A 23,614-nucleotide genomic window follows, 5' to 3' on the forward strand; every position below is an offset into this window, starting at 1 on the left:
CCCCGCCGACCCGCCCCCGGGGTGGGGAGCCGCGGCTCCCACGCCCGTCTTCGCGTACGTCCCGCCGGGCGGGACGGCCTCACTACTTCTCGCTCTGCTTGCGCCAGCGGATGCCCGCCTCGATGAAGCCGTCGATCTCGCCGTTGAAGACCGCTTCCGGGTTGCCCATCTCGAACTCCGTACGCAGGTCCTTGACCATCTGGTACGGGTGCAGGACGTACGAACGCATCTGGTTGCCCCAGGAGTTGCCGCCGTCGCCCTTGAGCGCGTTCATCTTCGCCTGCTCCTCCTGGCGGCGGCGCTCGAGGAGCTTCGCCTGGAGGACGTTCATCGCGGACGCCTTGTTCTGGATCTGCGAGCGCTCGTTCTGGCAGGAGACGACGATGCCGGTCGCCAGGTGGGTCAGGCGCACCGCGGAGTCCGTGGTGTTGACGCCCTGACCGCCGGGGCCCGAGGAGCGGTACACGTCGACGCGGAGTTCGGACTCGTCGATCTCGATGTGGTCCGTCTGCTCGACCACGGGCAGCACCTCGACGCCCGCGAAGGACGTCTGGCGGCGGCCCTGGTTGTCGAACGGGGAGATCCGGACGAGCCGGTGCGTGCCCTGCTCGACGGAGAGTGTGCCGTAGGCGTACGGGACCTCGACGGCGAAGGTGGTCGACTTGATGCCGGCCTCTTCGGCGTACGCCGTCTCGTAGACCTCGGTCTTGTAGTTGTGCCGCTCGGCCCAGCGGAGGTACATGCGCTGGAGCTTCTCGGCGAAGTCCGCGGCGTCGACGCCGCCGGCCTCGGCCCGGATGGTGACCAGGGCCTCGCGCGCGTCGTACTCGCCGGAGAGGAGCGTGCGGACCTCCATCTCGTCCAGCGCCTTGCGGACGGACTCCAGCTCGGACTCGGCCTCGGCGAGCGCATCGGCGTCGCCCTCGTCCTCGGCGAGCTCGAAGAGCACTTCGAGGTCGTCGATCCGGCCGCGCAGGTGCTCGGTCTTGCGGACCTCGGCCTGGAGGTGCGAAAGCTTGCTGGTGATCTTCTGCGCCGCCTCCGGGTCGTCCCACAGGGACGGAGCGGCAGCCTGCTCCTCGAGCACGGCGATGTCACCCCTCAGCGCATCCAGGTCCAGGACGGCCTCGATCGACCCCATGGTCGAGGAGAGGGACTTCAGCTCTTCGGAAATATCGACGACTGCCACGGGTCCAGCGTAACGGCTGTCGGCGCGGGCGTTCCTCGGACGGCATGATCACGATCGCGTACGGGCGGGCGGCGTCCCTTCCGGGCCCTGTCGAACGGGGCCCGGGAGGGACGGGACAGCCCTAGCCGCCCGGGAGAACGTCCGGGAGCAGGACCGAAGGACCGAAGGCGTCCGCTGCCGCGACATATCCGTTGCGGGTGAGGTTCACGTGATCACCGGCGTCGAAGTCGGCGGGTGCCGCGCCAACGCTGAGAAGCAGCGGAGGCGGGTCCGGAGTGCTCGTGGCATCCGGCACCGCGAGTGCCGCTTCCATGTCCACGGTGTCGACGTACGGGGCGGTGAAGTCCTGCTGCTCCGAAATCCAGCCGTTGACGTTCACGCGGTTGGCGTCCGCGGCTGTCGTTCACGGGGCGTATCCACCACAGGGAGTGAGTGAGCCTTTTCCCTTCCGCGGCCGTCGCCTCAAGCGGTGGCAGCGCCGCCACAACAGCACACACGCCAAGATCCGCTGCCTCGGCGAGCAGGCCATGGCCACCCTGAAGGGCTGGCGCCTCCTACGGAAGCTCCGCTGCAGCACCAACCGCATCACCGCGATGGTCCAGGCCGTCCTCGTCCTTCACCACGCGTCAGCGTGAGGTTGGAAAAGGCTCATTGCCAAGCACGCCAACGGAGAGGCTCTGCGTCCAGATGGAGATGGCACTCACTACGCGAGGGGAGTGCATCCGGGACGGATGGCCGAATATGCTGATGGAGTCACAAACGGCAATGTTCCAAACGTAGAAATCCGAAATCTCAGTGGAGGGCGCAGGTCCTTCTGGGATCCGGACAAGGGTGCGGTTGTCATCGTCGATGGAAATCACGGCACGATGTTTACACCGAAGGCGGGCCGGCAGTACTTTGCTAAGGAACTAAAGTGAGGTGTCGCAGCGTGAATGTCAGGTTTAGCGGCGAGGAGTTCCAGATTCTTTGCCAGCTGACGAAGGAGGCGTCTAATATTTCTCCCGGCCGGGCATCTACATCACCTTTCTCGTACACGCATCTCATGGAACTTGTGGATGTTGCAAGACGCCTGAGGGAAGATTTGAATGAGGCTTCCAGCGTGACCATGGTTCCCTCTAATGTCACTAAAATCCGACCACTCCCTGAGAGTCAGGATGGCGATTTCGTGGTAGCTGTGGATCGGGAAATCATGGAGACGTGGCAAGCTGTTGCGGAATTCCTGGGATCGCTACATTCTCCGTATGAGATCTTCCTGCGAACTGGATACTCGCCAGAGCGGATCACGGAAGTGGTGCGAAAACTTCCGCGGGGCGCGTAATCAATTAGCCGGACGATCGGGCCGGTTCCCTTGGCCCCGGATAAGACCGTTCACACTCTTACCGTCGCCGACATCCAAATGACTGCTTCCATGGAATGGGCTCAAGGGGCAGGCTTTGTAGGGATTAAGATCACGCGCCTACTGGGCACGTAACTCGTCACAAATAGGCCCTGCCGGATGCAATACGGCAGGGCCTATTTGACGCCTGGGCCTGTGAAGAGCCCACCGGAATGTGATCCCGGCGGGGCCCCAGAGGCGTTTGACGGCAACGTCAGCTGTTCGAGGCGAGTTGGCCGCTGCGGCAGGTCGTAGACGCCGGAGCGGCCGACCTGGAGACGGGCCATAACCTGAGGCCGCCAGCAACGCCCCTGACAGGGGCCCGTGGTACTTGCTCAAGGGCGTCCCGCTGACGCGGGCCGCCGCGCGTCGGCGGTCGGTGACCACTCGGCGCGCAGAGCCCGGGAGCGTAGGCCGGGCCACCAATCGGAAGCCCCGGTCCGAGCGGTCAGCACTGGCCGGGCTCCCGAGAGGCCGCCCGGCGGGCTCGCGCCGTCCCGGACGCCCATGCTTGCTGCCTGCCTGGGGGCCGTGACGATGGAGATAACTGGGCTGATGCCGGTGCGGGGTTGAGCGAGACACACGTGGCGGGTGTTCGGTCGGCGCGCCCGCCATCGTGGCTGACTTTCTGTGGCAGAGGCCAGAATCCCCACAGCCATGGGCGCGGCACGCACGTAAGGGCCCATCCCTGCCGGGACTGACGAGGACGGGGAGCCTCGATCGGCTGCGCCCGGCAGGGACGGGAGTCACGTGGGCCAGCGCGGTGCGGAGCCTGGGCGAGCGAGGTAGGTCACGTCTGGCGCCAGGTCCGCCAGGGGCGGGTGATGATCTCCTGGTAGGTGTGGTGGGACGGGTTCTGGCCGCAGTGCCGCAGCACCCAGTCCTGCGGTTCGGCGAAGTCCTCGCTCGCCGGCGACCTCTTTCCGTCCACGGCGCACTGCATCGCGTACAGGACCGGCTCCGCGTCCGGCTCGCGGTCGGGCTGGAGCGTCCAATTCTCGTAGCGCAGGACCGAGCGAGGGGTCACCGTCCCCACCTCCGGTTGGCCACGGCCACCTTCGCGCTCAGCTCCTCCGTCGGAGTCGGTATACGTACGTCCTCGGGCGGCACGTCCCACTCCTGGCCACCGTGCGGTGGCCGAAGCTGCACGTACGTCCCCACATGCCCCATCACCACGCCCACCTTGGCGTTCCGCCGGTCGACCACCAGGGCGCCGGCATCGGTCGAGACGGTGGGCCCGTCGACATCAGGGGTGGGGGCCGTCATCGTGACCGCCCCGGCAAGGCGGTCCGCGACCGGGCGTCCAGTCGTAGGGCGGGAACACATGGGATGGCGCTCATTGGCACGGTGACGCTCCTCGGCGGCGTTGATGCGTGCCCCTTGGGCCTGTTGGTGCCGCAGGGTTGGCACCGATCCTCACGCCGGTCACCGGGACGAAGGAACCTCCACCAAAGCCCACTTCAGGACGTCCTGCACCGTGTAAAACGTCCCTAATGCCGTCCTGAGACGAAGGGGAGACTCGTGCCGAACGAGAGACTACGAGCCGTCATGGCAGCCGGAGGCTGGACGTACGCCGCACTCGCTCAGCAGGTCGAGGTCGACCCCAAGTCGGTCGAGCGCTGGGTGAACCTCGGGCGTATCCCACGTCGTGCCACCGCCCTCCAGGCGGCCAAGGCCCTGGGAGAAGACGTGCACGCGCTCTGGCCGGCGCTCCGCCAGGCCCGCCCCGCCCGCGCCATCAGCCCCGAGCTGGTCGCGCTCTACGAGCAGCGGGCCGACCTCCCCGTCTCGACGTTCACCGACCTGATGGCCCAGGCCCGGGAACGGATCGACATCCTCGTCTACGCGGCAGTCTTCCTCCACGAGGCGTACCCGCGGCTGAACGAACTCCTCACCGAACGCGCCGCCGAAGGCTGCACTGTCCGCATCGCGATCGGAGACCCCGACAGCGACAACGTCCAAGTCCGCGGCCAGGAGGAGCGGTTCGGCCACGGCATCGAATCCCGCTGCCGCCTCGCGCTCATGCACTACAGGCCGCTCGCCGCCACCCCCGGCATCGAAGTCCGCACCCACGGCACCACGCTCTACAACTCCCTCTACCGCGCCGACGACCAGCAACTCGTCAACGCCCATGTCTGGGGCGTCAACGCGTACGCCGCCCCCGTGTGGCATCTTCGCCGGCACGAGACCGGCGGCATGTTCGACACCTATGCCGAGAGCTTCGACGCCGTGTGGACGACGGCAACCCACGTATGAGAGGAAGGCTGACCGTGGCCCGCACCGAGTACTACGACGAGCCGAACGCGCCCGAGCCGAACAGCATGGTCGTCGCCGCGTCCGCCGTCGTCACCGACGATCACGGGCGCATCCTCCTCCAGCGCCGCCGCGACAACGACCTGTGGGCTCTGCCCGGCGGCGGCATGGATCTCACCGACTCCCTGCCCGGCACGGCAGTGCGTGAAGTCAAGGAAGAGACGGGCCTCGACGTCGAGATCACCGGCCTGGTCGGCACCTACACCGACCCGAAACACATCATCGCCTACACCGACGGCGAGGTCCGCCGCCAGTTCAACGTCTGCTTCACCGCCCGCATCACCGGCGGCCGACTGGAGATCTCCGACGAGTCCACCGAACTCCGGTTCGTACCGCCGGAAGAGATCGAGCAGTTGCCGATGCACCACACCCAACGACTCAGGCTCCAGCACTTCCAGGAACAGCGCGAGAAGCCGTACCTGGGCTGAACCGTCTGATGGCCGTAGCGACGGCAACACCCACGGATTACCCCGTACAACCACGGACACCAGCGGAACTAGAAACCACCACTGATCTGTGAATACGCAGCTGGAGAGGGTTCGCGTAACACCCGTACCATGCGCTTACAGGGACGCCCCGCTATCGACATCAGGAAGAAATGGATTGATTTCTCATCTTGCAACATCTATCGATCCTTACCGGTAGCACACGACAGGGGGTGAATTGATGAGTCTTCTCGGATTTCCCGCCAAGGATGCCGACCTGATTGGCTTCATGGAAGGAATAGGATGGTTTCCCGGGCGCCATGTCGATCTACGGGATGACCTCGACGCATGGTCGACCGATGGGTACACCCCTACGGGCCCCATTCGACAATTCATGAGGGAATGCAGCGGCCTCCAATTCGAATACCCTCGGCACCCGGCAGTCGGCGGAACGCATGTTTGCCTGGTTTCAGGGGTCTCTTCAGCGCGACAGGTCGCACGATCGCTCGTGACGAAGTACGAGGAGAGGCTCGGCCGGGCGCTGTGCCCCATCGGCTATTCGGCCAGCGGGAACCTGTTCCTGTACATGGCGCCGGATGGGGCGACATACGGCGGGCATGATCAGTTTCTTGCCGAAGTAGCCGGTGATGGCTACCACGCTCTTCAAGCGATCGAGCGGAGAGCGAACCTGTCTCCGGTCTGAGCTGCTCAGAATCACCACGGACAACCATGCGCCTCGCCGAAGAGACACTTGCGGCGTCAGGGCGCGGGCTTCGGTTGCCCCGTCCCGCTCCTCGCCCCCCACCCCGCTACGGCGCCGCCGGTGCCGAGTTCTTCGTGTCCTGCGGCGTCGCTCCCGCGTCGTCACCGCTCAGGGCCGCATAGCCGCCCACTCCGACCGCCGCGACCAGCACCAGGGCCGCCGCGCCCAGGGTGAGGCGGCGCTTGCGGATGGCGGCCGACTTGTTGCGGGCCGAGCCGGGGCGGGGCTTGCCCGGGGCGCGGGGGGCGCGGGCGGTGCCGCGGGGGCCGCCGGAGAGTTCGTCGGGGGCCGGGACGCGCATGCTCGTGTGGGTGTCCCGGTTGGAGTCGGGGGACGAGCCGGGGACCAGCGGGACCGCGCCGCGGCGGCGGGGCTCCTCGGTGGCGGGGGTGTACTGCTGCTCGTCGTAGGTCTGGCCGTGCGGCTCGGACTCGGATTCGTCGTCCGGCTCGTCCACGTCCAGGGGCGGTATTCCGGCCAGGTGCGGCAGCTGCTCGCGGAGGCGCGCCGCCAGTTCGGAGGCGCGCAGCCGGGAGGCCGGGGCCTTGGCGAGGCACTGGACCAGCAGCTGCCAGAGCTCGTCGGGGATGCCGGGCAGCGGGACGACGGTCTCGGTGACGTGACGGCGCAGGACGGCGCCGGGGTGGCCGCCGCCGAAGGGCGTGAAGCCCGCGAGGAGCTCGTACAGCACGGTCGCCAGGGCGTAGATGTCGACGGCGGCGCGCGGCGGGAGGCCCTCCACGATCTCGGGGGCCAGGTAGTCCGGCGTACCGATGATCTTGGTGGCCTTGGTGCGGCGCGGGGTGTCGATCAGCTTGGCCACACCGAAGTCGGTGAGCAGCGCGGGGTGGGAGTTGCCGGGGCCGAGCGGGCCCTCCATGTCGAGCAGGATGTTCTCCGGCTTGACGTCGCGGTGGACCACCCCGGCCGCGTGCGCGGCGGCGAGGCCGTCGGCGACGTCCGCGACGATCGCGACGGCGGCCTCGGGGGCCAGCCGGCGTTCGCGGTCGAGCCGGGTGCGCAGATCCGTGCCTCGGACCAGGTCCATGACCAGGGCCAGGTCGTTGCCGTCCACCACGAGGTCGCGGACGGCGACGACGTGCGGATGGTCGAGCTTGAGCAACGCGGTGCGCTCCTGGACGAAGCGGCCCACGAGCTCCTGGTCGGACGCGAGGTCCTCGCGGAGCAGCTTGATGGCGACGGGCCCCTCGGGGCCGTCGCCGAGCCACACCGTGCCGGCGCTGCCGCGCCCCAGAATCTGGTGGGCGGTGTACCGGCTGCCGATATTCCGTGCCAAGACTGCTCCCTCAGCGGCTGGCGATGGACCGTCGCACAACAACCCCCGGTCGACAAAGTTACGCGGCGATCGGGGGGTTGCGTGCCCTGGATGGCGCCAACCTTCACTTCTGCGGGCGAATTGCCTCGGAATTGGTCCGCAGAAGTCGATATAGCTACAGAGTCCGGTCAGGTTCCCGGGTGTCCGGGTGTCCGGTCCGGTGACCGATCAGCTGTCCGGTCAGGTTCCACTGCCGCCGGCGTCGCCGCTGTCGCCGCCCAGCTTCGAGATCCAGCCGGTGACGGTGTCGAAGGCGTCGGTGATCGCCTGCCAGTAGCTCTGCCCCTGGCCGATCCAGTCCTTCAGCGGGGTGAGCTCCCAGATCAGCCAGCTCGCGACGACGAGCAGCACCAGCGTGAACAGGCAGCCCTTCAGGCAGCCGAGGCCGGGGATCTTCATCGGGTTGGCGCTGCGCTGCCGCGGCTCGCGGGGTGCGCGCTGGGCCGGCTGCTGTGGCTGTTGGGGCTGCTGCGGCGGCGCGTACTGCTGGCGCTGCTGCTGCGGCTGGTACTGCTGCTGAGGCTGCGGCTGGTACTGCTGCGGCTGAGGCTGCGGCTGCTGGCGGTACTGCTGCGGATGCTGTTGCTGTTGCTGTTGCTGTTGCTGGGGGTACTGCTGTTGGCGGTGCTGCTGCTGTTGCTGCGGCTGCTGGCGCTGCGGGCGGCGGCGCAGCGGGTCCTGGCTCGGGTCGAGGTACTGGACCTGCGTCTGCTCGTTGCGGTCGCGGGCGGCCTGGAGCTGGGACTGCCACGGGTGCGGTCCGTCGGGCTGCGGGGTCCCCTCGGGGCGCGGCGGGACGGGCGGCATGACCGCGGTCGGGTCGGCGTGGGGCCCGCCCGGTCCGGCGTTCTGCTGCATGACGCTGGTGGCCGCGTTGGGGTCGTAGGCGTTCGGGTCGTACGAGCCCGCGTTGCTCGGCAGCACCTGTGTGGGGTCGGCCGCTCCCGGCGTCTCCGGGACCGCGGTGGGCGCCGGGTCGGGCGCGAGCAGGGCTCCCACCCCGTCGGCGGCCGCGATCTGCGCGGAGTTCGCGTGCACGCCGATGCCGGCGGCGACGGTACGCAGGGCACGGGCGAGGTTCTCGGCGCTGGGCCTGCGGTCCGGGTCCTTGCTCAGGCAGCGCTCTATCACCGTCCACAGCGGGGCGGGGACGGTGCTGGGGCGGCGGGGCTCCTCGCTGAGGTGCCGGTGCAGGACCTCCAGCGCGGTGCCTCCCGCGAACGGCGGCCGGCCGGTGATCAGCTCGTACAGGAGGATTCCGGCGCCGTAGATGTCGACGGCGGAGGTCTGCGGGCGGCCCTCGGCCGACTCGGGCGCCACGTAGGCCGGCGTCCCGACGAACTCGTGGGTCCGGGTCAGGCCCGGGGAGTCGGCGAGGCGGGCGATGCCGAAGTCGGTGAGCATCGGGTGCATCTGGCCGTCGCGCTCGTCGAGCAGCACGTTGGCGGGCTTCAGGTCGCGGTGGACGACGCCGTCGGCATGGCTGGCAGCGAGCGCGTCCGCGATCTGAGCGGTGAGCAGCGAGGCGGCGACCGGGGTGAGCGGGCCGTTGTCGCGGAGGTAGCGGTGCAGGTCGGGGCCGTCGATCAGGTCCATGACGAGGGCGAGGAGATCGCCCTCCACGACCAGGTCGCGGGTGCGCACGATGTTCTCGTGCCTCAGCCGCAGCAGCACGGAGCGCTCGCGCAGGAACCGCATCACGACATCGGCGTCGTTGGCGAGCTCCTCCTTGAGGACCTTGATCGCCACGGTCTCGCCGGGCTCGCCTGCGACGGCCGCCTCGGCGCCCGCGGTCTCACGCTGGCGGGCGCGCCAGACGGTGCCCGTGGCGCCGCGTCCCAGCGGCTCCTCGAGCAGGTACTTGCTGCCTACCGGCCGCACGTCATGCGCTCCCTGCTGATCGTGGTGCTTGCGGTCCCCCGGATCCGTCCGGAGTTCCGGCCCACTCTAGTGGGGCGGCCGGAGTGGACGGCCGGGTCGGGAAGGTTACCTTTTTGTCTGCATTCCCCGTAATCCTCCGCAGTTCCCTGGAGTCTCCGTCGTTCCCTGGAGTCTCCGTCGTTCCCTGGAGTCTCCGTCGTTCCCTGGAGTCTCCGTCGTTCCCTGAAGTTCCCCAGCCGTCCCCTGGAGTTCCCCGGAGGAGCGCGGCCTGCACATCACCCCGGCACACCGGCTGCGGAGGAAGACGCTCCTCCCGGGCCGATGGTTGCCGCGGTGAAGTCCGACGGAACGGCTCCGGATCGCGGCCCTGATCACGCCGGGTGCCGCCCGGGCCTCTTGGAAGCTGCCGGGGAACCGGCCAAGCAGGCACTTTTGGGCGCACAGCCGACGTTTCAAGATCACTTACCGGTGACCCCCGGGCGTGTTGTCAGTGGCAGGTGCGAGGATGCCTCAAGCACGGAACTGTCGGGTCGGGAGCCCTGCGGTACGTGACGAACCTGTACCGGACGACGCGTCCGTGCCGGGTGGGGGGAATCACAGAGCGTCTCCCCTGCCGGCACTGCGCGCAGAAGGGACCGCTGACGGCGATGCAGATCCGGCTGACCGTCCTCGCGCCGCGCAGCGGCCAGACCCCGGCGCGCGCCTGCGATGTGCTGGTCACCGCCCCCGCGGGGACGGCGCTGGCCACCGTGGCATCCAACCTGGCCGCGTCCGTTTCCGGACCCGACGGCTCCCTCGGCAGCGGCGCGGTCGTGCTGTTCGCCGGGCGGGAGCGGCTCGACGCGCAGCGGTGCGCGCTCGGCGAGCCACCCCTGGTCGACGGGGCGGTGCTCTCGCTCCAGGTCCCGGGCGAGGACGAGACGGCGGACGACGCCGTCCCGGCCCAGCTGCACGTCATCGCGGGACCGGACGCGGGCGGGGTCCACCTGCTGCACGGCGGACAGATCCGGATCGGCCGCTCCGCCGACGCCGACGTCCCGCTCGACGACCCCGATGTGTCCCGGCTGCACTGCGCGGTGACCGTCTCCGCGGACGGCCGCGTCTCCGTCGCCGACCTCGGCTCCACCAACGGCACCTCGCTGGACGGCACGGACGTCCGCGACCGTCCCGTCCGGCTGAACCCCGGCGCGCTGCTCCGGCTCGGCGAATCCACGCTCCGGCTCACCTCCGGCGCGCGGACCCCGACGCTGGGGACGGCGCCGGACGGCGAGGGCCATCTGCGGGTGGCCTCGGCGCCGGCCACCGCCCCCGAGCCCCCGGACCACGGCTACGGTCCGGCGTACGGCGAGCCGGAGAAACACGACGGGCCGGACGCCGCCCATGAACACGAGCGCTCGGCCGGCCCCGACGGGCGGTCCCCGGCACGGCCGCGTACCGGCCGCGTACCGGACGACGGGGCGCCCCGTCGCGGCGGCATAGGCGCCTGGGCCCGCCGGCTCACGGGCGGCAAGGGCGACCCCGCGCACGAGGGCGTGCCCGACGAGGCAGGTCCCCAGCCTCCCGCCGCGACGTTCACCGCGCTGCCCACCGCCCCCGAGGGCACCTGGCCGGATCCGGCCGCCGTCCTGCTGACCGCGCTCGGCCCGGGCCCCCGGCTGTGGGAGCGCGACACCGCGCACCCGGAGGCGCTGGTGGTCCGGCTGGGCACGGCCGACCGGGCCGACCTGCCTGCCGTGCCGGTGACGGTGGGGCTGCGCGAGGCCGGTTCGCTGGGGCTCGCCGGGCCTCGGGAGCGGCTGGCGGGCCTCGCCCGCTCCACCGTGGCCCAGCTGGCCGCGCTGCACTCCCCCGCCGATCTGGAGATCGTGCTGATCAGCACGGACCGGGCGCGCGGCACGGACGAGCGGCGGCGCGAGTGGGCCTGGCTCGGCTGGCTGCCTCATCTGCGGCCGATGCACGGCCAGGACTGCCGACTGCTGTTGGCGTACGACCGTGAGCAGGCTGTCGTACGGACGACGGAGCTGGTGCGGCGCCTGGACGAGGGACCGCTCGGACCCGGCTGGGCGAGCCTCGATCCCGGTACGGTCGCCGAGGCGGCCCGGCACTACGAGGGCCCGTTCACCGTGGTGATCGTCGACGGCGACCCCGGTTCCGCGGTGCTGCGCGAGAACACCGCCCGGCTGGCCGCGGCGGGTTCGGCGGCAGGCATCCATCTGATCTGTCTGGCGGAGACCCCGGCCGCCACCCCCACATCGCCGGTCGCCGCGACGTACGAGGCGGCCTGTCATGCCTCGATCGCCTTCCGCGAATGCGGGGCCGTCGCCATGCTCAGCGGCGATGTGGCGACGGCCATACGGTTGCTGCGCACCGCGGGCGGCCGGGCGGCCGGCCACGGCACGATGGCCGCGGTGGACGCGGTGTCGGCGCACTGGGCCGAGCGGTTCGCGCGGGCGCTGGCCCCGCTGCGCGCCGAGGGTTCGACCGCGCTGCCGGGCCACCGTGCGGTGGTGGCACTCCCGCCGTCCGCCCGTCTCCTGGACGAACTGGGCCTGGCCCGCGCCACCCCGGCCTCGCTGATGGCCCGCTGGGCCTCGGCAGCTGACGACCAGCCGGGGGCGACGGTCCGCGGCTCGGGCAGCTGGACGGGCGGTACGGGAGCGGCGGCCGACGACACCCGCGGCTCGGCCCGCACCCCCCACCCGGGCGCCACGGGCCCCCGCGTGGGCGCCCAACGCACCCCCGCCGACCCGCCGCACGCCGGCGCACCGCGCGACTCGGACGACGACGGACGCGCCCGAGGTTCCGACCGCACCCCGTACCCCGGCACGACGGACAACCGCGACTCCGGCCGCACGCTCTACCCCGGCAGCGGGCCCGCCTCCGGCTCCGGCCGCACCCCGTACCCCCGCAGCAACGACACCCACGCGGGCGTGCCGCGCCACACCTCCGCCCGTGGCGACGCGTACGACGACACGAGCTCCGGCCGCACCCCGTACCCCGGCAGCACCGGATCCGGGAGCACGCCCTACCCGGGCGGCAGGGGCTCGGGCCGTACGCCCTACCCCGGCACCGCCGACGCCCCCGGATCCGGCCGCACCCCTCACCCCCGCGTCGGTGCGCAGCGTTACGACGGGGGGCCCGGGGACACGCCGAGTTCCCGCACCCTGCCGGGCTCCGACACCCGTTCCTGGGACGGGGCCGCGGACGTGACGGGCGCCGACAGCCTGCGTACCGCCGGATCGGGCCGTTCCTCGAACCGGGTCAGCGGGCCGCGCCAGGGAGACACGCCCCAGGTCGCCGCGCGCGGTGCCGAGTCCGGGCGGGCGCCCGCGCCCGCTCCCCGGGCCGCCGCCTCCGAGGGCGTCCCGGCCGGGGCGGCCGGGCGACCCGTCGTGGTGCTCGGGGCAGGGCCCCGGGGACCGGTGAGTGTGGATCTCTCGGACGAGGGACCGCATCTGCTCATCGAGGGGCCCGGCGGCAGCGGGCGTAGCGAACTGCTGAGGGCGGTCGCCGCCTCGCTGGCCGCCGCCGACCGGCCCGACCGGCTCGGCATCCTGCTCGTCGACGGGGCGGGCGGCGAGCGCGGCGAGAGCCTGCGCCCCTGCACCGAACTCCCGCACGTGTTCACGCACTTGGTGGCCTCCGATCCGGTCCGGATGCGGGAGTTCGCCCAGGCGCTCGGCGGTGAGGTGAAGCGGCGGGCCGAGCTCCTCGGCGGGCTCGACTTCGCCGACTGGCACAGCCGGCACGAGGTGGCGCAGCGCATGGTCGGGCAGCGGCCCCCCGGCCCGTCCGATCAGCGCGGTGACGTCGAGTCCGCGATGAGCGGCACCTTGAGGCTGCGGACCACTTCGGCGCGCGCGACGGACCCTGGGCCCTCGCCGCTGCCCAGGCTCGTCGTGCTCGTGGACGACTTCGACGCGCTGATCGCCCCGGCACTGGGCAGCCCGGGCCGGCCGGCCGCGGGTTCGGTCGTACGGGCGCTGGAGGCGGTGGCCAGGGACGGCGGGCGGCTGGGTATCCACCTGGTCGCCACGTCCGCCCGCCCGGACCGCACGGAGGACACGGAACTGGCCCGGGGGGCACGGCTGCGCGTCGTGCTCGATCCGCCCGTGCTGCCGCCGTCGCCGGACGAGCCGGCGCCGGGCCGTGGGCGGCTGGGCCATCCCGACGGGCGGGTGACACCGTTCCAGGGCGGCCGGGTGACCGGACGTATCCCTCGTACGGCGACACTGCGGCCCACGGTCGTACCGCTGGAGTGGGAGCGGATGGGCGATCCGCCCACCCGTCGCCCGGTCCGCGAGCTGGGCAACGGGCCGACGGACCTGGCGCTGTTGGCCAGCGCGCTGGAGCGGGCGGCCCGTTCGGTGAACGCCGAGCCGCTGCCACCGCTGCCGCCCGCGCACTCCTGAACGACTCCGCTCCCGGCCGCTCCCTCCCGAACGGCGGTGGGCCCACCGAGGTGGGCCCACCTGGGCGGGCCCACCGTCCGCAATACCCTCATACCCGCCCTGACCTCACGTCACGAGCCCATCACGATCAAGGAGTTGGGCCCGCTGGCGGTATTGCGGCGCCCGGATACCGGGCGTAGGACTGTGCGCACAGGACTACGTGATGAATGACCGGCACCATCGGAAGTCCGACGGGTGCCGGTCCGTGCACGCGCACAGAAGAGACGGGGCAGGGATGCGCACAACGGTTCGGATTCGCAGGGCCGCCTTGGTGTTCACCGCCATCGGCGCACTGGCCCTCACCGGCTGCGGCGACGACGGTGACGGCGGCAAGAAGGGCACGAAGGACGGGGACAGCTCGTCCAAGGGCAAGGAGAACGCGTCGAGCGTCGCCTTACCGAAACTGGACGGCGAGAAGATCTCGGTCGCCGCGGTCTGGACCGGGCCCGAGCAGGCCAACTTCGTCAAGGTCCTCGATGAGTTCGAGAAGCGCACGGGCGCCACGGTGACCTTCGTCCCGGCTCAGGACCCGATCGTGAACTTCCTCGGTACGAAGATCGCGGGTGGCCAGCCGCCGGACGTCGCGATGATCCCGCAGGTCGGCGCCATTCAGCAGGCCGTCACGAAGAAGTGGGCCAAGCCGGTCGGCAACGAGGCGAAGGCCCAGCTGGCCAAGAACTACTCACAGGTCTGGCAGGACCTCGGCGCGGTGGACGGCACCCAGTACGGCGTGTACTTCAAGGCCGCCAACAAGTCCCTGATCTGGTACAACGCCAAGGCGTTCGAGAACGCGGGCGCGAGCGAGCCGAAGACCTGGAAGGACTTCCTCGCGACGGCGGAGACGGTGTCCTCCTCGGGTGTCACCCCGGTCTCGGTCGGTGGCGCGGACGGCTGGACGCTCACCGACTGGTTCGAGAACATCTACCTCTCCCAGGCGGGCCCGGAGAAGTACGACCAACTGGCCCAGCACAAGATCAAGTGGACGGATCCGTCCGTCAAGGACGCGCTGACCACGCTGGCACAGCTCTTCGGCAAGCCCTCCCTGATCGCCGGCGGTGCCGACGGCGCGCTGCAGACGGAGTTCCCCGCGTCGGTCACCCAGACCTTCACCGGCGGTGACCAGCCCAAGGCCGCCATGGTCTTCGAGGGCGACTTCGTCAGCGTCAACATCGCGCAGACGAAGGCCAAGATCGGTACGGACGCCAAGGTGTTCCCGTTCCCCGCGGTCGGCGCCGAGTCGCCCGTGGTGACCGGTGGCGACGCGGCGGTGGCCCTGAAGGACAGCAAGGGCGCCCAGGCGCTGCTGACCTGGCTGGCCTCCACCGACGCGGCGAAGATCTGGGCCGAGCAGGGCGGGTTCATCTCGCCCAACAAGGCCCTGGATGCCGCCGCTTACCCCAACGAGGTGCAGCGCACCATGGCGAAGGCGCTGATCGCGGCCGGTGACGCCGTCCGGTTCGACATGTCCGACCAGACGCCGCAGTCGTTCGGCGGAACGCCCGGCAAGGGCGAGTGGAAGGCCCTCCAGGACTTCCTGAAGGACCCGAAGAACATCGCGGGGACCCAGGCGAAACTGGAGTCCGACGCGGCCAAGGCGTACAAGAGCTGACGCGATGACTTCAGCCGCAGCGGGGGGCGCCGACGAGGCGCTCCCCGCCGACAATCAACCGCCCGGCGGCACCTCGGTGTCCGCCGACAAGCAACCGCCCGGCGGGACCTCGGTACCCGCCCCCCGGGAGCCCGTGCGCGGGCAGCCGCCCCTGCGCAAGGTACCCAGCCGCAGGAGCGTGACGGGCACCCGCAGGATCATCGCGGCGCTCTTCCTGCTGCCCGCGCTGGTACTGCTCGGCGCGCTCGTCGTGTATCCGATCGTGTACTCCGTCTACCGGTCGTTCTTCGACCAGGCGGGCACCGGATTCGCCGGGTTCGACAACTACAAGGCGCTGTTCACGGACGACACCATCCGTACCGCGGTCAAGAACAACGCGATCTGGGTGGTCTTCGCCCCGACCGTCGCCACCGCACTCGGTCTGATCTTCGCGGTGCTGACGGAACGGATCCGCTGGGGCACGGCGTTCAAGCTGATCGTCTTCATGCCGATGGCGATCTCGATGCTCGCCGCCGGCATCATCTTCCGGCTGGTGTACGACCAGGCACCGGAGCGCGGGGTCGCGAACGCCGTATGGGTGGGCGTGCACGACACGTTCGCCGAGTCGGCGGGCTTCCCCAAGGCCCACCCGTTGCCCGTCCATCCGCTGAAGGCGGCGGACGGCGGCTCCTTCGTCACGAAGGTGCCGGTACGGGCCGGGGAGCCGGTCCAGCTGCCGCTGGTCGGGGTGCTGCCCGCGAAGATGCCCACCGACGCGAAACCGGCCCGCGCCCCGCAGCCGGGCGGGGACGGGAAGATCACCGGCACCGCGTGGCTGGACTTCACCAAGGGCGGCGGGGGCAGACCCAATGTCATCGACGCCAAGGAGCTCGGGCTCAAGGGCATCAAGGTGGAGGCGGTCAGGGACGGCAAGGTGGTCGCCTCCGCCACGGCCGGCGCCGACGGGGTGTTCACCCTGCCAGCCTCCGCGGACGGGGCCGAACTCCGGCTCCCGGCTTCGAACTTCAAGGAGCCGTACAACGGGGTGGACTGGCTCGGCCCGTCGTTCGTGACGCCCGGCATCATCGGGAGTTACGTCTGGATGTGGGCGGGCTTCGCCATGGTGCTGATCGCCGCCGGCCTGGCGGGCCTGCCGCGCGAACTCCTGGAAGCCGCCCGGGTGGACGGGGCCAACGAGTGGCAGGTGTTCCGCAAGATCACCGTGCCGATGCTCGCGCCGGTCCTCGCGGTGGTGCTGGTGACGCTGATGATCAACGTCCTGAAGGTCTTCGACCTGGTCTTCATCATCGCGCCGGGCTCCTCGCAGGACGACGCGAACGTGCTGGCGCTCCAGCTGTACCGGTCGTCGTTCGGCACGGACGCGGATCTGGGGATCGGCAGCGCCATCGCCGTACTGCTCCTGCTGCTGGTCGTCCCGGTGATGCTCTTCAACATCAGGCGGATACGGAAGGAGGGGCGCCGATGACGACACCCTCGACCACGGCCGCGGCCGCCGGAACGGGCGACGCCCCGGACACCGGCACGGCGAAGGCCGGGCGGCCCCTCGGCACACGGATCGCGGCCCTGGCGGGCGGCGGCGTGATGCGGGTCGTCCTGATCCTGGTGGCCTTGTTCTGGCTGATGCCGACCGTCGGACTGTTCCTCTCCTCGCTGCGCAGCGCGGACAGGATCGCGGCGACCGGGTGGTGGAAGATCTTCACCGTCCCGTCCGAGCTGACCTTCGACAACTACTCCCGGCTGCTGGACAATCCGACCTTCACCGATTCACTGCTGAGCACGGTCCTGATCACCGTCCCCTCGACGGCCCTGGTCGTGGTGATCGGTTCGCTGGCGGGATACGCGTTCGCCTGGATGGAGTTCCCGGGGCGCGACTGGTGGTTCCTGCTGGTCGTGGGGCTGTTGGTGGTCCCGGTGCAGGTCGCCCTGATCCCGGTCTCCAAGCTCTTCGGCGTGGTCGGGATCTTCGAGACGACCTTCGGCGTGATCATCTTCCACACGGCCTTCGGTCTGCCCTTCGCGATCTTCCTGCTGCGCAACTTCTTCGCGGAGATCCCGCGGGAGCTGCTGGAGGCCGCGCGGCTCGACGGGGCGGGCGAGATCCGGCTCTTCACCCGGGTCGTGATGCCGCTGGGCGGGCCGGCGATCGCGTCGCTCGGGATCTTCCAGTTCCTCTGGGTGTGGAACGACATGCTGGTCGCGCTGATCTTCGCGGACTCCGGTTCCCCGCCGATCACCGTGGCGCTCCAGCAGCAGGTACGGCAGTTCGGCAACAACATCGACGTACTGGCGCCCGGCGCCTTCATGTCGATGGTGATTCCGCTCGCGGTGTTCTTCGCCTTCCAGCGCCAGTTCGTCTCCGGCGTGATGGCGGGCGCGGTCAAGTAACCGCACCACCGCACGAGTCGCACATACGCACGTCAACCAGGGGCAGTCCTGCTTACTCCAACAGGGCTGCCCCTGCCTGGCGTTTCGCGTGGCCGCAGGGGCCCGGCGTAACCCTGTCACTCCATCGGGCGTTTACGGAGTACCCGCACCCGCTGTCGGCGCGCGCATCCGGATGCGCAGCGCCCCGGTCCCTGCTGCTCCGCCCGCCCGTGTCCGAGAGAGAGTCCGTATGCCTCGCCTCAGTGTCATCGTCCCCGTCCGCCGCGCCCGGGGAAGTCTGCGCGAATGCCTGGAGTCGGTGCTCTCCCAGCCGTTCACGGACATCGAGGTGATCGGCGTCGACGACGGGGCGCCGGACGGTTCGGGTCTGCTGCTCGACGAGTTCGCCGCCCGGGACAGCAGGGTGCAGGCCATCCACCTCCCGGACGGCGCGGGTCCGGACGGGTGCCGCAACGCCGGGGCCGAGCGGGCCGTCGGGGACTATCTGATGTTCCTGGAGGCCCACTTCGTCCTCCTGCCGGACGCGCTGCGGGCCGTCGCCGACCGGATCGGGACGGCCGGCGAACCCGATCTGCTGCTGTTCGGCCATCACAAGCGGCCGTTCCGCGGGCGTTCGCGCCCCAGCAGGTCGCTGGAGCTGCTGGGCGGGCTGTCCGACGGCCCGCTGGCCGCGCCCGGACAGTCCGCGCTGCTCGACCTCGCCCCGGTGTCCTGGAACCGGGCGGTGCGCCGCACCCTCCACGAGGGCGAGAAGCTGTCCTTCGGGCCGGGAGGGCACGGGGAGCGGATGTACGCCCTCCAGACGCTCGCCGCGGCCGATTCCGTGGCCGTCCTGCCCACCGCCTGTGTGGAGCACCGTCAGCAGCGCTACCTGCCCGGCCTCGACGACGAGGCGACGCCGGACGCGGCCCCCGCCGAGCTCGTGGACGCGTACGCCGGGCTGATGGAGTTCGTCCGCGAGCGCCCCCGGCTGCTCGCGGTGCAGCCCATGCTCTTCGAACGGGCCGTCCAGGAGCTGCTGTCCGGCTATCCCACGGTGACGCGCCGGCGCAGGCGCTACGTACGCGCCGTCGCCGCCTTCCACCGCGCGTACCGGCCCGAAGGGCACCGCTTCCCGGGCGGCGCGCGGGGGCTGCGTCCCCGGCTGATCGGCGGCGGCCGGTACGCCGTGCTCGGCGGCCTCGACACGGTCCTGGCCCTGCGCCGCGGGCTGCGGGCCGCTCCGGACGCGGTGCGGGACCGGGCCAAGCGCAGTCTGAGCAAGCGCTACTACTGGTGGCAGCGCAAGCTCCCGCTGGACCGCGGGCTCGCCGTCTACGCCGCGTACTGGAACCGCGGGGTCAGCTGCAATCCGGAGGCCGTCTTCCGCAAGGCCCGGGAGCTCGCACCGGAGGTGCGCGGGGTGTGGGTGGTCTCCAAGAACCAAGTGGAGTCCCTGCCGGAGGGCATCGACCATGTGGTGCCCGGCACCCTCCGCTACTGGGCGACCGTGGCCCGTGCCACGTACTTCTTCAACAACGTCAACTTCCCCGACCACGTCGTCAAGCGCCCCGGCCAGGTGCATGTGATGACGCATCACGGCACCCCGCTGAAGATCATGGGTCTGGACCAGCAGGACTACCCGGCGGCGGCCCAGGGGCTGAACTTCGACCGGCTGCTCAAGCGTGTCGACCGGTGGGACTGGAGCGTCTCCGCCAATCCGCACTCGACCGAGGTGTGGGCCCGCGCCTTCCCCGGCGCAGCGCGAAGCCTGGAGACGGGGTACCCGCGCAACGACGTCCTCACGTCGGCGACCGCCGAACAGGTCCTGGCGGTCCGCGAGGGTCTCGGAATCCGGCCCGGGCAGCGCGCCCTGCTGTACGCCCCCACCCACCGCGACTACGAGGCGGCCTTCACCAGCCGCCTGGACCTGGAGCGGTTCTGCGCCGCGGTCGGGCCGGACACCGTGGTCATGGTGCGTGCGCACTACTTCTACGGGGGCGCGGGGCTGCCCGAGAACCCGTCGGTCATCGACGTCAGCGACCACCCGCGGATCGAGGACCTCTGTCTGGCGGCCGACGCGCTGATCACGGACTACTCGTCGGTGATGTTCGACTACGCGCACCTGAACCGGCCGATCGTGGTGCACGCCCCGGACTGGGAGACGTACCGCACGGTCCGCGGTGTCGTCTTCGACCTGCTGTCCGGCAGGCCCGGCGAGACCCCGGGCGCCGTGGCCACGACCACGGAGGAGCTGGCGCGGCTCTTCAACGACGGCAGCTGGGACGGCCCGGCGAGCAAGGAACTGCTGACGGCCTTCCGGGCCCGCTTCTGCCCGTACGACGACGGGCGCGCCGCCGAGCGAGTGGTGCGCCGGGTGCTGCTGGGCGAGGAACCCGCCCCGTCCGCGACGGTCTGACCGGCCGGCCTGCGCCGAAGGGCCCGCCGGCGGGTGGCGGGCTCTTCGGCGTACAGCGGCCGATCTCAGCGTTGCTGGCCCGCCATGACCGTGGCGAGGCCCACCACCACGAGCAGCGAACCGCCCCAGGTCCACATCGAGGTCCGCTCGTGCAGCACCGTCGCCCCGGCCCCCACGATCAGCAGGTAGCCGAGTGCGTTGAACGGATAGGCGATGGAGAGCGGCACCTTGGCCAGCGTCGACATCCAGGCGAGTGCGGACACCGCGAAGACGACCAGACCGAGCACGACCCATGGGCTGGTGGCGGCGCGCAGCGCGACCGAGCCGCCGTCCCGCCCGGCGGTGGCCACGGCGCCCTTCATCCCGTGCTTGAGCATGATCTGACCGCCCGCCGACGAGAACACGGCGAACAGCAGCAGGATCAGACTGGGGAGGGTCAAGGCCTTGCTCCTGACTGCGACGGCCCGGGACTCGGATGCCGGGGCGGGGGTGGGTTCGGGGATCGTCGCCTCAGACGCCGACCCGGTCGGCGGGGACGTACTGTCGGTTGAGGATGTCCTGTACATCGACGTGCTCTCCAGCGATGATCGTCTCGGCCGCATGCGGGGTGAGCAGTGCGACGTGCTGATAGCCGAACAAGGTCGGCCGGACTCCGGTCAGCACCCTCGACACCCCGCCGAGTACGGCGGCGAGCGGCCCGCGGCCGAGGAGCGACCAGAACGGCGCCCCGGTCGAGGCGATGTCCAGGACGTCGTAGCCCGCGGCCCTTACGGTGCGGCGCAGGCTGGACCGGGTGAAGAAGCGCAGATGCGTTTCGTCGAGGATGCCGCGGCGGTCGTAGTCGAAGGCCCCGACCGCGACCCGCAGCCGTGAGTACCAGTGGCTGAAGTTCGGCACGGAGAGCAGTACCTCGCCGCCGGGCCGGAGCACGGTGGCGACCTCGGCGAGCACCTGTTCGGGGCGGGAGAGGTGCTCGATGACGTCCCCGGCCACCACGTAGTCGAAGCCGGTGCCGATCCCGTCCGGCAGCCCCTCCTCGAGGTTGGCGAGATGGAAGTGGCTGCACTTCTCGCGCACACCGGGCACCTCGACGTAGTCCACCCCGGTCACCTCGTGGCCGAGCGCTTCGAGGCGCTGTGCGAACAGCCCGCCGGAACAGCCGAGGTCCAGGACCCTGCCGGGGGGCATCTTCCGCATCTTCTCCAGGATGACCGCGTGCGAGGAGCCGTCGCCTTCCTTGAAGGCGTACTCGACGGGCTTGGGGATCCAGGCACAGGTGCCGAACCCCTTGACGGCCAGGCGGTATTCGAGGACGTCCTTGACGACGTCCTTCGCGTACTTCATGCCGTTGACGTAGCAGATCTCGTCGCCGTAGTACGTGGGGACCGGGATCTCCTTGATCCGCATTCCCGCGTTCAGCAGCTGGACGATGATCTGGGTGTCGAAGTCGAACGCGTCCGTGTTCCGGTCGATGGGCAGCTTCTTCAGCGCCTCGACGCTGTAGGCACGGTATCCGGAGTGGAATTCGGTGAGCTTCGATCCGAGCAGTCCGTTCTCCAGCCGGGTGAGAATTCGGTTGCCCAGCCACTTGTACATCGGCATGCCGCCCTTGAGGGCGCTGCCCGACTTCATCATCCGCGATCCGAACACGGCTTCGCATTCACCGCGTTCGATCGGGGCGACCATTTCGGGGAGCAGTTCGGGGGCGTACTGCCCGTCGCCGTGCAGCAGCACGATGATGTCGAGTCCGTGCGCGGCCGCCAGCGCGTACCCGGCTTTCTGGTTCCCCCCGTAACCGAGGTTCTTGGTGTGCCGCATCACCACGGTCCTCGGCATTCCCTCGGCCTGCGACCAGCGGCAGCCGGCGGTGAACGTCGCGTCATGACTCGCGTCGTCGAGAATGAGAATCTCGTCGACCCGGGAACGGAAATCCTCCGGAATCCGGTCGAGGGTCTTCTCCAGCGTGTTCTCCGCGTTGTACGCGACCACCAGGATGCCGATCCTGGGACTCGGGCTTTCCTTCACGGGGCGTTCTCCAGTTGCGCTCGGTGCTCGTGACTGTGATCAGGGAGGGGACGGTGACGGGCGCCGCTCCGGCGCGGCGGTCAGGTGACGGCGGAACCGGAGGGCTCGGGGGTACCGGAGGGCTGGGAGGTAAGGGGAGCGGAGACCTCCGCCCGGCCGGAACGGCCGGGCGGGTCCACTGCCGGCCGCGCGGTGAGAAGTCGGTGTACGCCGGTGGCCAGTCCGGCCGCGAGGACGATCCAGCCGGCGGCGCCCAGGTACAGCGCCGGCTCGCTCCAGCGCACGGGGGAGGGTCCGCTGTAGCCGAGGACGGCCGTCAGCCCCAGCACGCAGCTGTACGCGAACCCCTCCCAGAACCCGAGAGCGAACATTCCGGCCGCCGCCCAGGTCAGGTACTGCAGTCCGGAGGCGGTGGACAGAAGCAGCAGCAGGCCGAGCGTGACGGCGACGACGCCCGGCAGCTGCGCGGGCCGCAGCCACGCGAGCCGGACGCCGACGGCCACGCACAGCAGGACGAAGAGGAAATGGCCGCCGCCCTGCATGAAGGCGATGGCGGACTCCGGCAGGCCGAACACGTCGGCGAACCGGACCAGCCCCCAGAAGCGGTAGCTGCCGCCCGCGTACTCCAGCACGTTCCTCTGGAGGTCCTGCGGCACGGTCGCGAGGACCGGCCCCCAGACCAGCGCGGACACGGCGGTGAACGCTGCGGCGAAGCGGACCAGCACCGGCCGGCCGGACCGCAGCGCGGCGACGAGCAGCACCGGGATCGCCACGACCGGGACGAACTTGACGCTGATCGAGAGCGCCGCGGCCACCCCAGCGGCGAGCGGGGACTTGCGGTCGGCCAGCAGGTGGGCGGCGGCCAGGGCGAACATGACGGCGACCGCGTCGGTGTTGCCGTGATAGCCGGACGTGGCGATCAGTACCGGGCTGAGGGCCACTCCGACCGCGCACAGCACCGCCGTACGCAGCGCGGTACGCCTGCGGACAATTTCGAACACGAGCAGGACACAGAGGAAATCGGCAATTGAGGCAGGCCACCTGATCAGCGTGGCGAACGACATTCCGAATTCCGAAAGACTGTTCAGTCCGAGCAGCATCCAGCCGGCCAGCGGCGGATGATTGTAGACGGGCAGTCCGGGCAGCGACTGCTCATAGATTCGAATGGGTCCATGTTCGGCTACAGCCTTGGCGAAGCCCTGAAAGAAGCGCACATCGGCGGGTCCCGGAGAATTTGCCGCGATGACCACGCGGACGAGAAGACCGACCACCGCAGCAACGAGTACAGCGACTCTGGCCCGTCGTACGTCCAAGGTTTCGCACCACATTCGGATACCCATGAAAACAGAACGTAGCAACCCGAGGACGCCGCGTGACGCACCGATGAACATACTTGTCCGGACCGCGACTCGGATTCCCTGCACGTCCGCGCAAACACCACATTCTCCGAATCACTCGAACGGT

The 23,614-nt window shown here is 70.3% G+C and carries 17 protein-coding genes and 1 pseudogene; 9 read left to right on the forward strand and 9 right to left on the reverse strand.

The features are described from left to right. Positions 1 to 82: 82 nt before the first annotated feature. Together prfB and ABT025_RS31985 are read right to left on the reverse strand one after the other, a co-directional pair. Positions 83 to 1,189 (reverse strand): peptide chain release factor 2, encoded by a 1,107-nt coding sequence (gene prfB / locus ABT025_RS31980; RefSeq protein WP_351002066.1) that lies wholly within the window; start codon positions 1,187 to 1,189, stop codon positions 83 to 85. A gap of 121 nt (positions 1,190 to 1,310) precedes the next feature. Next, positions 1,311 to 1,568, reverse strand: coding sequence for a hypothetical protein (locus tag ABT025_RS31985; protein ID WP_351002067.1), 258 nt, complete (start codon positions 1,566 to 1,568; stop codon positions 1,311 to 1,313). A 64-nt stretch (positions 1,569 to 1,632) separates the two neighbouring features. On the opposite strand from ABT025_RS31985, the pseudogene ABT025_RS31990 reads away from it, so the two are divergent. Continuing rightward, positions 1,633 to 1,824 (forward strand): annotated as a pseudogene (locus ABT025_RS31990) (transposase family protein); the annotation flags it as partial. A gap of 1,530 nt (positions 1,825 to 3,354) precedes the next feature. Here ABT025_RS31990 and ABT025_RS31995 read toward each other — a convergent pair. Then, positions 3,355 to 3,600 (reverse strand): DUF7848 domain-containing protein, encoded by a 246-nt coding sequence (locus ABT025_RS31995; protein WP_351002069.1) that lies wholly within the window; start codon positions 3,598 to 3,600, stop codon positions 3,355 to 3,357. Next, a complete protein-coding gene (locus ABT025_RS32000; RefSeq protein WP_351002071.1) occupies positions 3,588 to 3,830 on the reverse strand; it encodes a hypothetical protein in 243 nt (80 codons plus the stop codon). The genes ABT025_RS31995 and ABT025_RS32000 overlap by 13 nt, the downstream gene beginning before the upstream one ends. Before the next feature lie 282 nt (positions 3,831 to 4,112). On the opposite strand from ABT025_RS32000, the gene ABT025_RS32005 reads away from it, so the two are divergent. The 3 genes from ABT025_RS32005 to ABT025_RS32015 all read left to right on the forward strand — a co-directional run bounded on the left by ABT025_RS32005 (position 4,113) and on the right by ABT025_RS32015 (position 6,005). Continuing rightward, the gene (locus ABT025_RS32005; protein WP_351002105.1) at positions 4,113 to 4,820 is read left to right on the forward strand and encodes a DUF5919 domain-containing protein; all 708 of its coding nucleotides are present in this window, start codon (positions 4,113 to 4,115) and stop codon (positions 4,818 to 4,820) included. Positions 4,821 to 4,834: 14 nt separating this feature from the next. After that, positions 4,835 to 5,305, forward strand: a complete 471-nt coding sequence (locus ABT025_RS32010; RefSeq protein WP_351002073.1) for an NUDIX domain-containing protein — start codon at positions 4,835 to 4,837, stop codon at positions 5,303 to 5,305. A 286-nt stretch (positions 5,306 to 5,591) separates the two neighbouring features. Further along, positions 5,592 to 6,005 carry an SUKH-3 domain-containing protein gene (locus ABT025_RS32015; protein ID WP_351002107.1) on the forward strand — a complete coding sequence of 138 codons (414 nt, stop codon included), beginning with the start codon at positions 5,592 to 5,594 and terminating at the stop codon, positions 6,003 to 6,005. 106 nt (positions 6,006 to 6,111) lie between these two features. Here ABT025_RS32015 and ABT025_RS32020 read toward each other — a convergent pair whose 3' ends face one another. Both ABT025_RS32020 and ABT025_RS32025 read right to left on the reverse strand, forming a co-directional pair. Beyond that, on the reverse strand, positions 6,112 to 7,362 hold the full coding sequence (locus tag ABT025_RS32020) for a serine/threonine-protein kinase (RefSeq protein WP_351002075.1): 1,251 nt from the start codon (positions 7,360 to 7,362) through the stop codon (positions 6,112 to 6,114). Positions 7,363 to 7,581: 219 nt separating this feature from the next. Then, positions 7,582 to 9,282, reverse strand: coding sequence for a serine/threonine-protein kinase (locus ABT025_RS32025; RefSeq protein ID WP_351002077.1), 1,701 nt, complete (start codon positions 9,280 to 9,282; stop codon positions 7,582 to 7,584). Between the two features lie 647 nt (positions 9,283 to 9,929). Between ABT025_RS32025 and ABT025_RS32030 the strand changes: the two genes are divergently transcribed. The 5 genes from ABT025_RS32030 (at position 9,930) to ABT025_RS32050 (ending at position 20,125) form a co-directional block, all read left to right on the forward strand. Next, positions 9,930 to 13,694, forward strand: coding sequence for an FtsK/SpoIIIE domain-containing protein (locus ABT025_RS32030; protein ID WP_351002079.1), 3,765 nt, complete (start codon positions 9,930 to 9,932; stop codon positions 13,692 to 13,694). A 274-nt stretch (positions 13,695 to 13,968) separates the two neighbouring features. After that, a complete protein-coding gene (locus ABT025_RS32035; RefSeq protein ID WP_351002081.1) occupies positions 13,969 to 15,342 on the forward strand; it encodes an ABC transporter substrate-binding protein in 1,374 nt (457 codons plus the stop codon). A gap of 178 nt (positions 15,343 to 15,520) precedes the next feature. Further along, on the forward strand, positions 15,521 to 16,807 hold the full coding sequence (locus ABT025_RS32040; protein ID WP_351002109.1) for a carbohydrate ABC transporter permease: 1,287 nt from the start codon (positions 15,521 to 15,523) through the stop codon (positions 16,805 to 16,807). Further along, entirely contained in the window at positions 16,804 to 17,727 is a 924-nt protein-coding gene (locus ABT025_RS32045; protein WP_351002083.1) for a carbohydrate ABC transporter permease, read from the forward strand. Before ABT025_RS32040 ends, ABT025_RS32045 begins: the two co-directional genes overlap by 4 nt. A gap of 229 nt (positions 17,728 to 17,956) precedes the next feature. Beyond that, a complete protein-coding gene (locus ABT025_RS32050; RefSeq protein WP_351002085.1) occupies positions 17,957 to 20,125 on the forward strand; it encodes a bifunctional glycosyltransferase/CDP-glycerol:glycerophosphate glycerophosphotransferase in 2,169 nt (722 codons plus the stop codon). Positions 20,126 to 20,190: 65 nt separating this feature from the next. Here ABT025_RS32050 and ABT025_RS32055 read toward each other — a convergent pair whose 3' ends face one another. The 3 genes from ABT025_RS32055 to ABT025_RS32065 all read right to left on the reverse strand — a co-directional run bounded on the left by ABT025_RS32055 (position 20,191) and on the right by ABT025_RS32065 (position 23,541). Further along, complete coding sequence (locus tag ABT025_RS32055; RefSeq protein ID WP_326736488.1) at positions 20,191 to 20,565, reverse strand: DMT family transporter; 375 nt, start codon at positions 20,563 to 20,565, stop codon at positions 20,191 to 20,193. 70 nt (positions 20,566 to 20,635) lie between these two features. Further along, positions 20,636 to 22,150 (reverse strand): methyltransferase domain-containing protein, encoded by a 1,515-nt coding sequence (locus ABT025_RS32060; protein WP_351002087.1) that lies wholly within the window; start codon positions 22,148 to 22,150, stop codon positions 20,636 to 20,638. Positions 22,151 to 22,230: 80 nt separating this feature from the next. Further along, positions 22,231 to 23,541 (reverse strand): glycosyltransferase family 39 protein, encoded by a 1,311-nt coding sequence (locus ABT025_RS32065; RefSeq protein ID WP_351002089.1) that lies wholly within the window; start codon positions 23,539 to 23,541, stop codon positions 22,231 to 22,233. Positions 23,542 to 23,614: the final 73 nt, after the last annotated feature.

The sequence above is a fragment of the Streptomyces sp. NPDC002809 genome, assembly GCF_040295435.1.
Classification (GTDB): Bacteria; Actinomycetota; Actinomycetes; order Streptomycetales; family Streptomycetaceae; genus Streptomyces.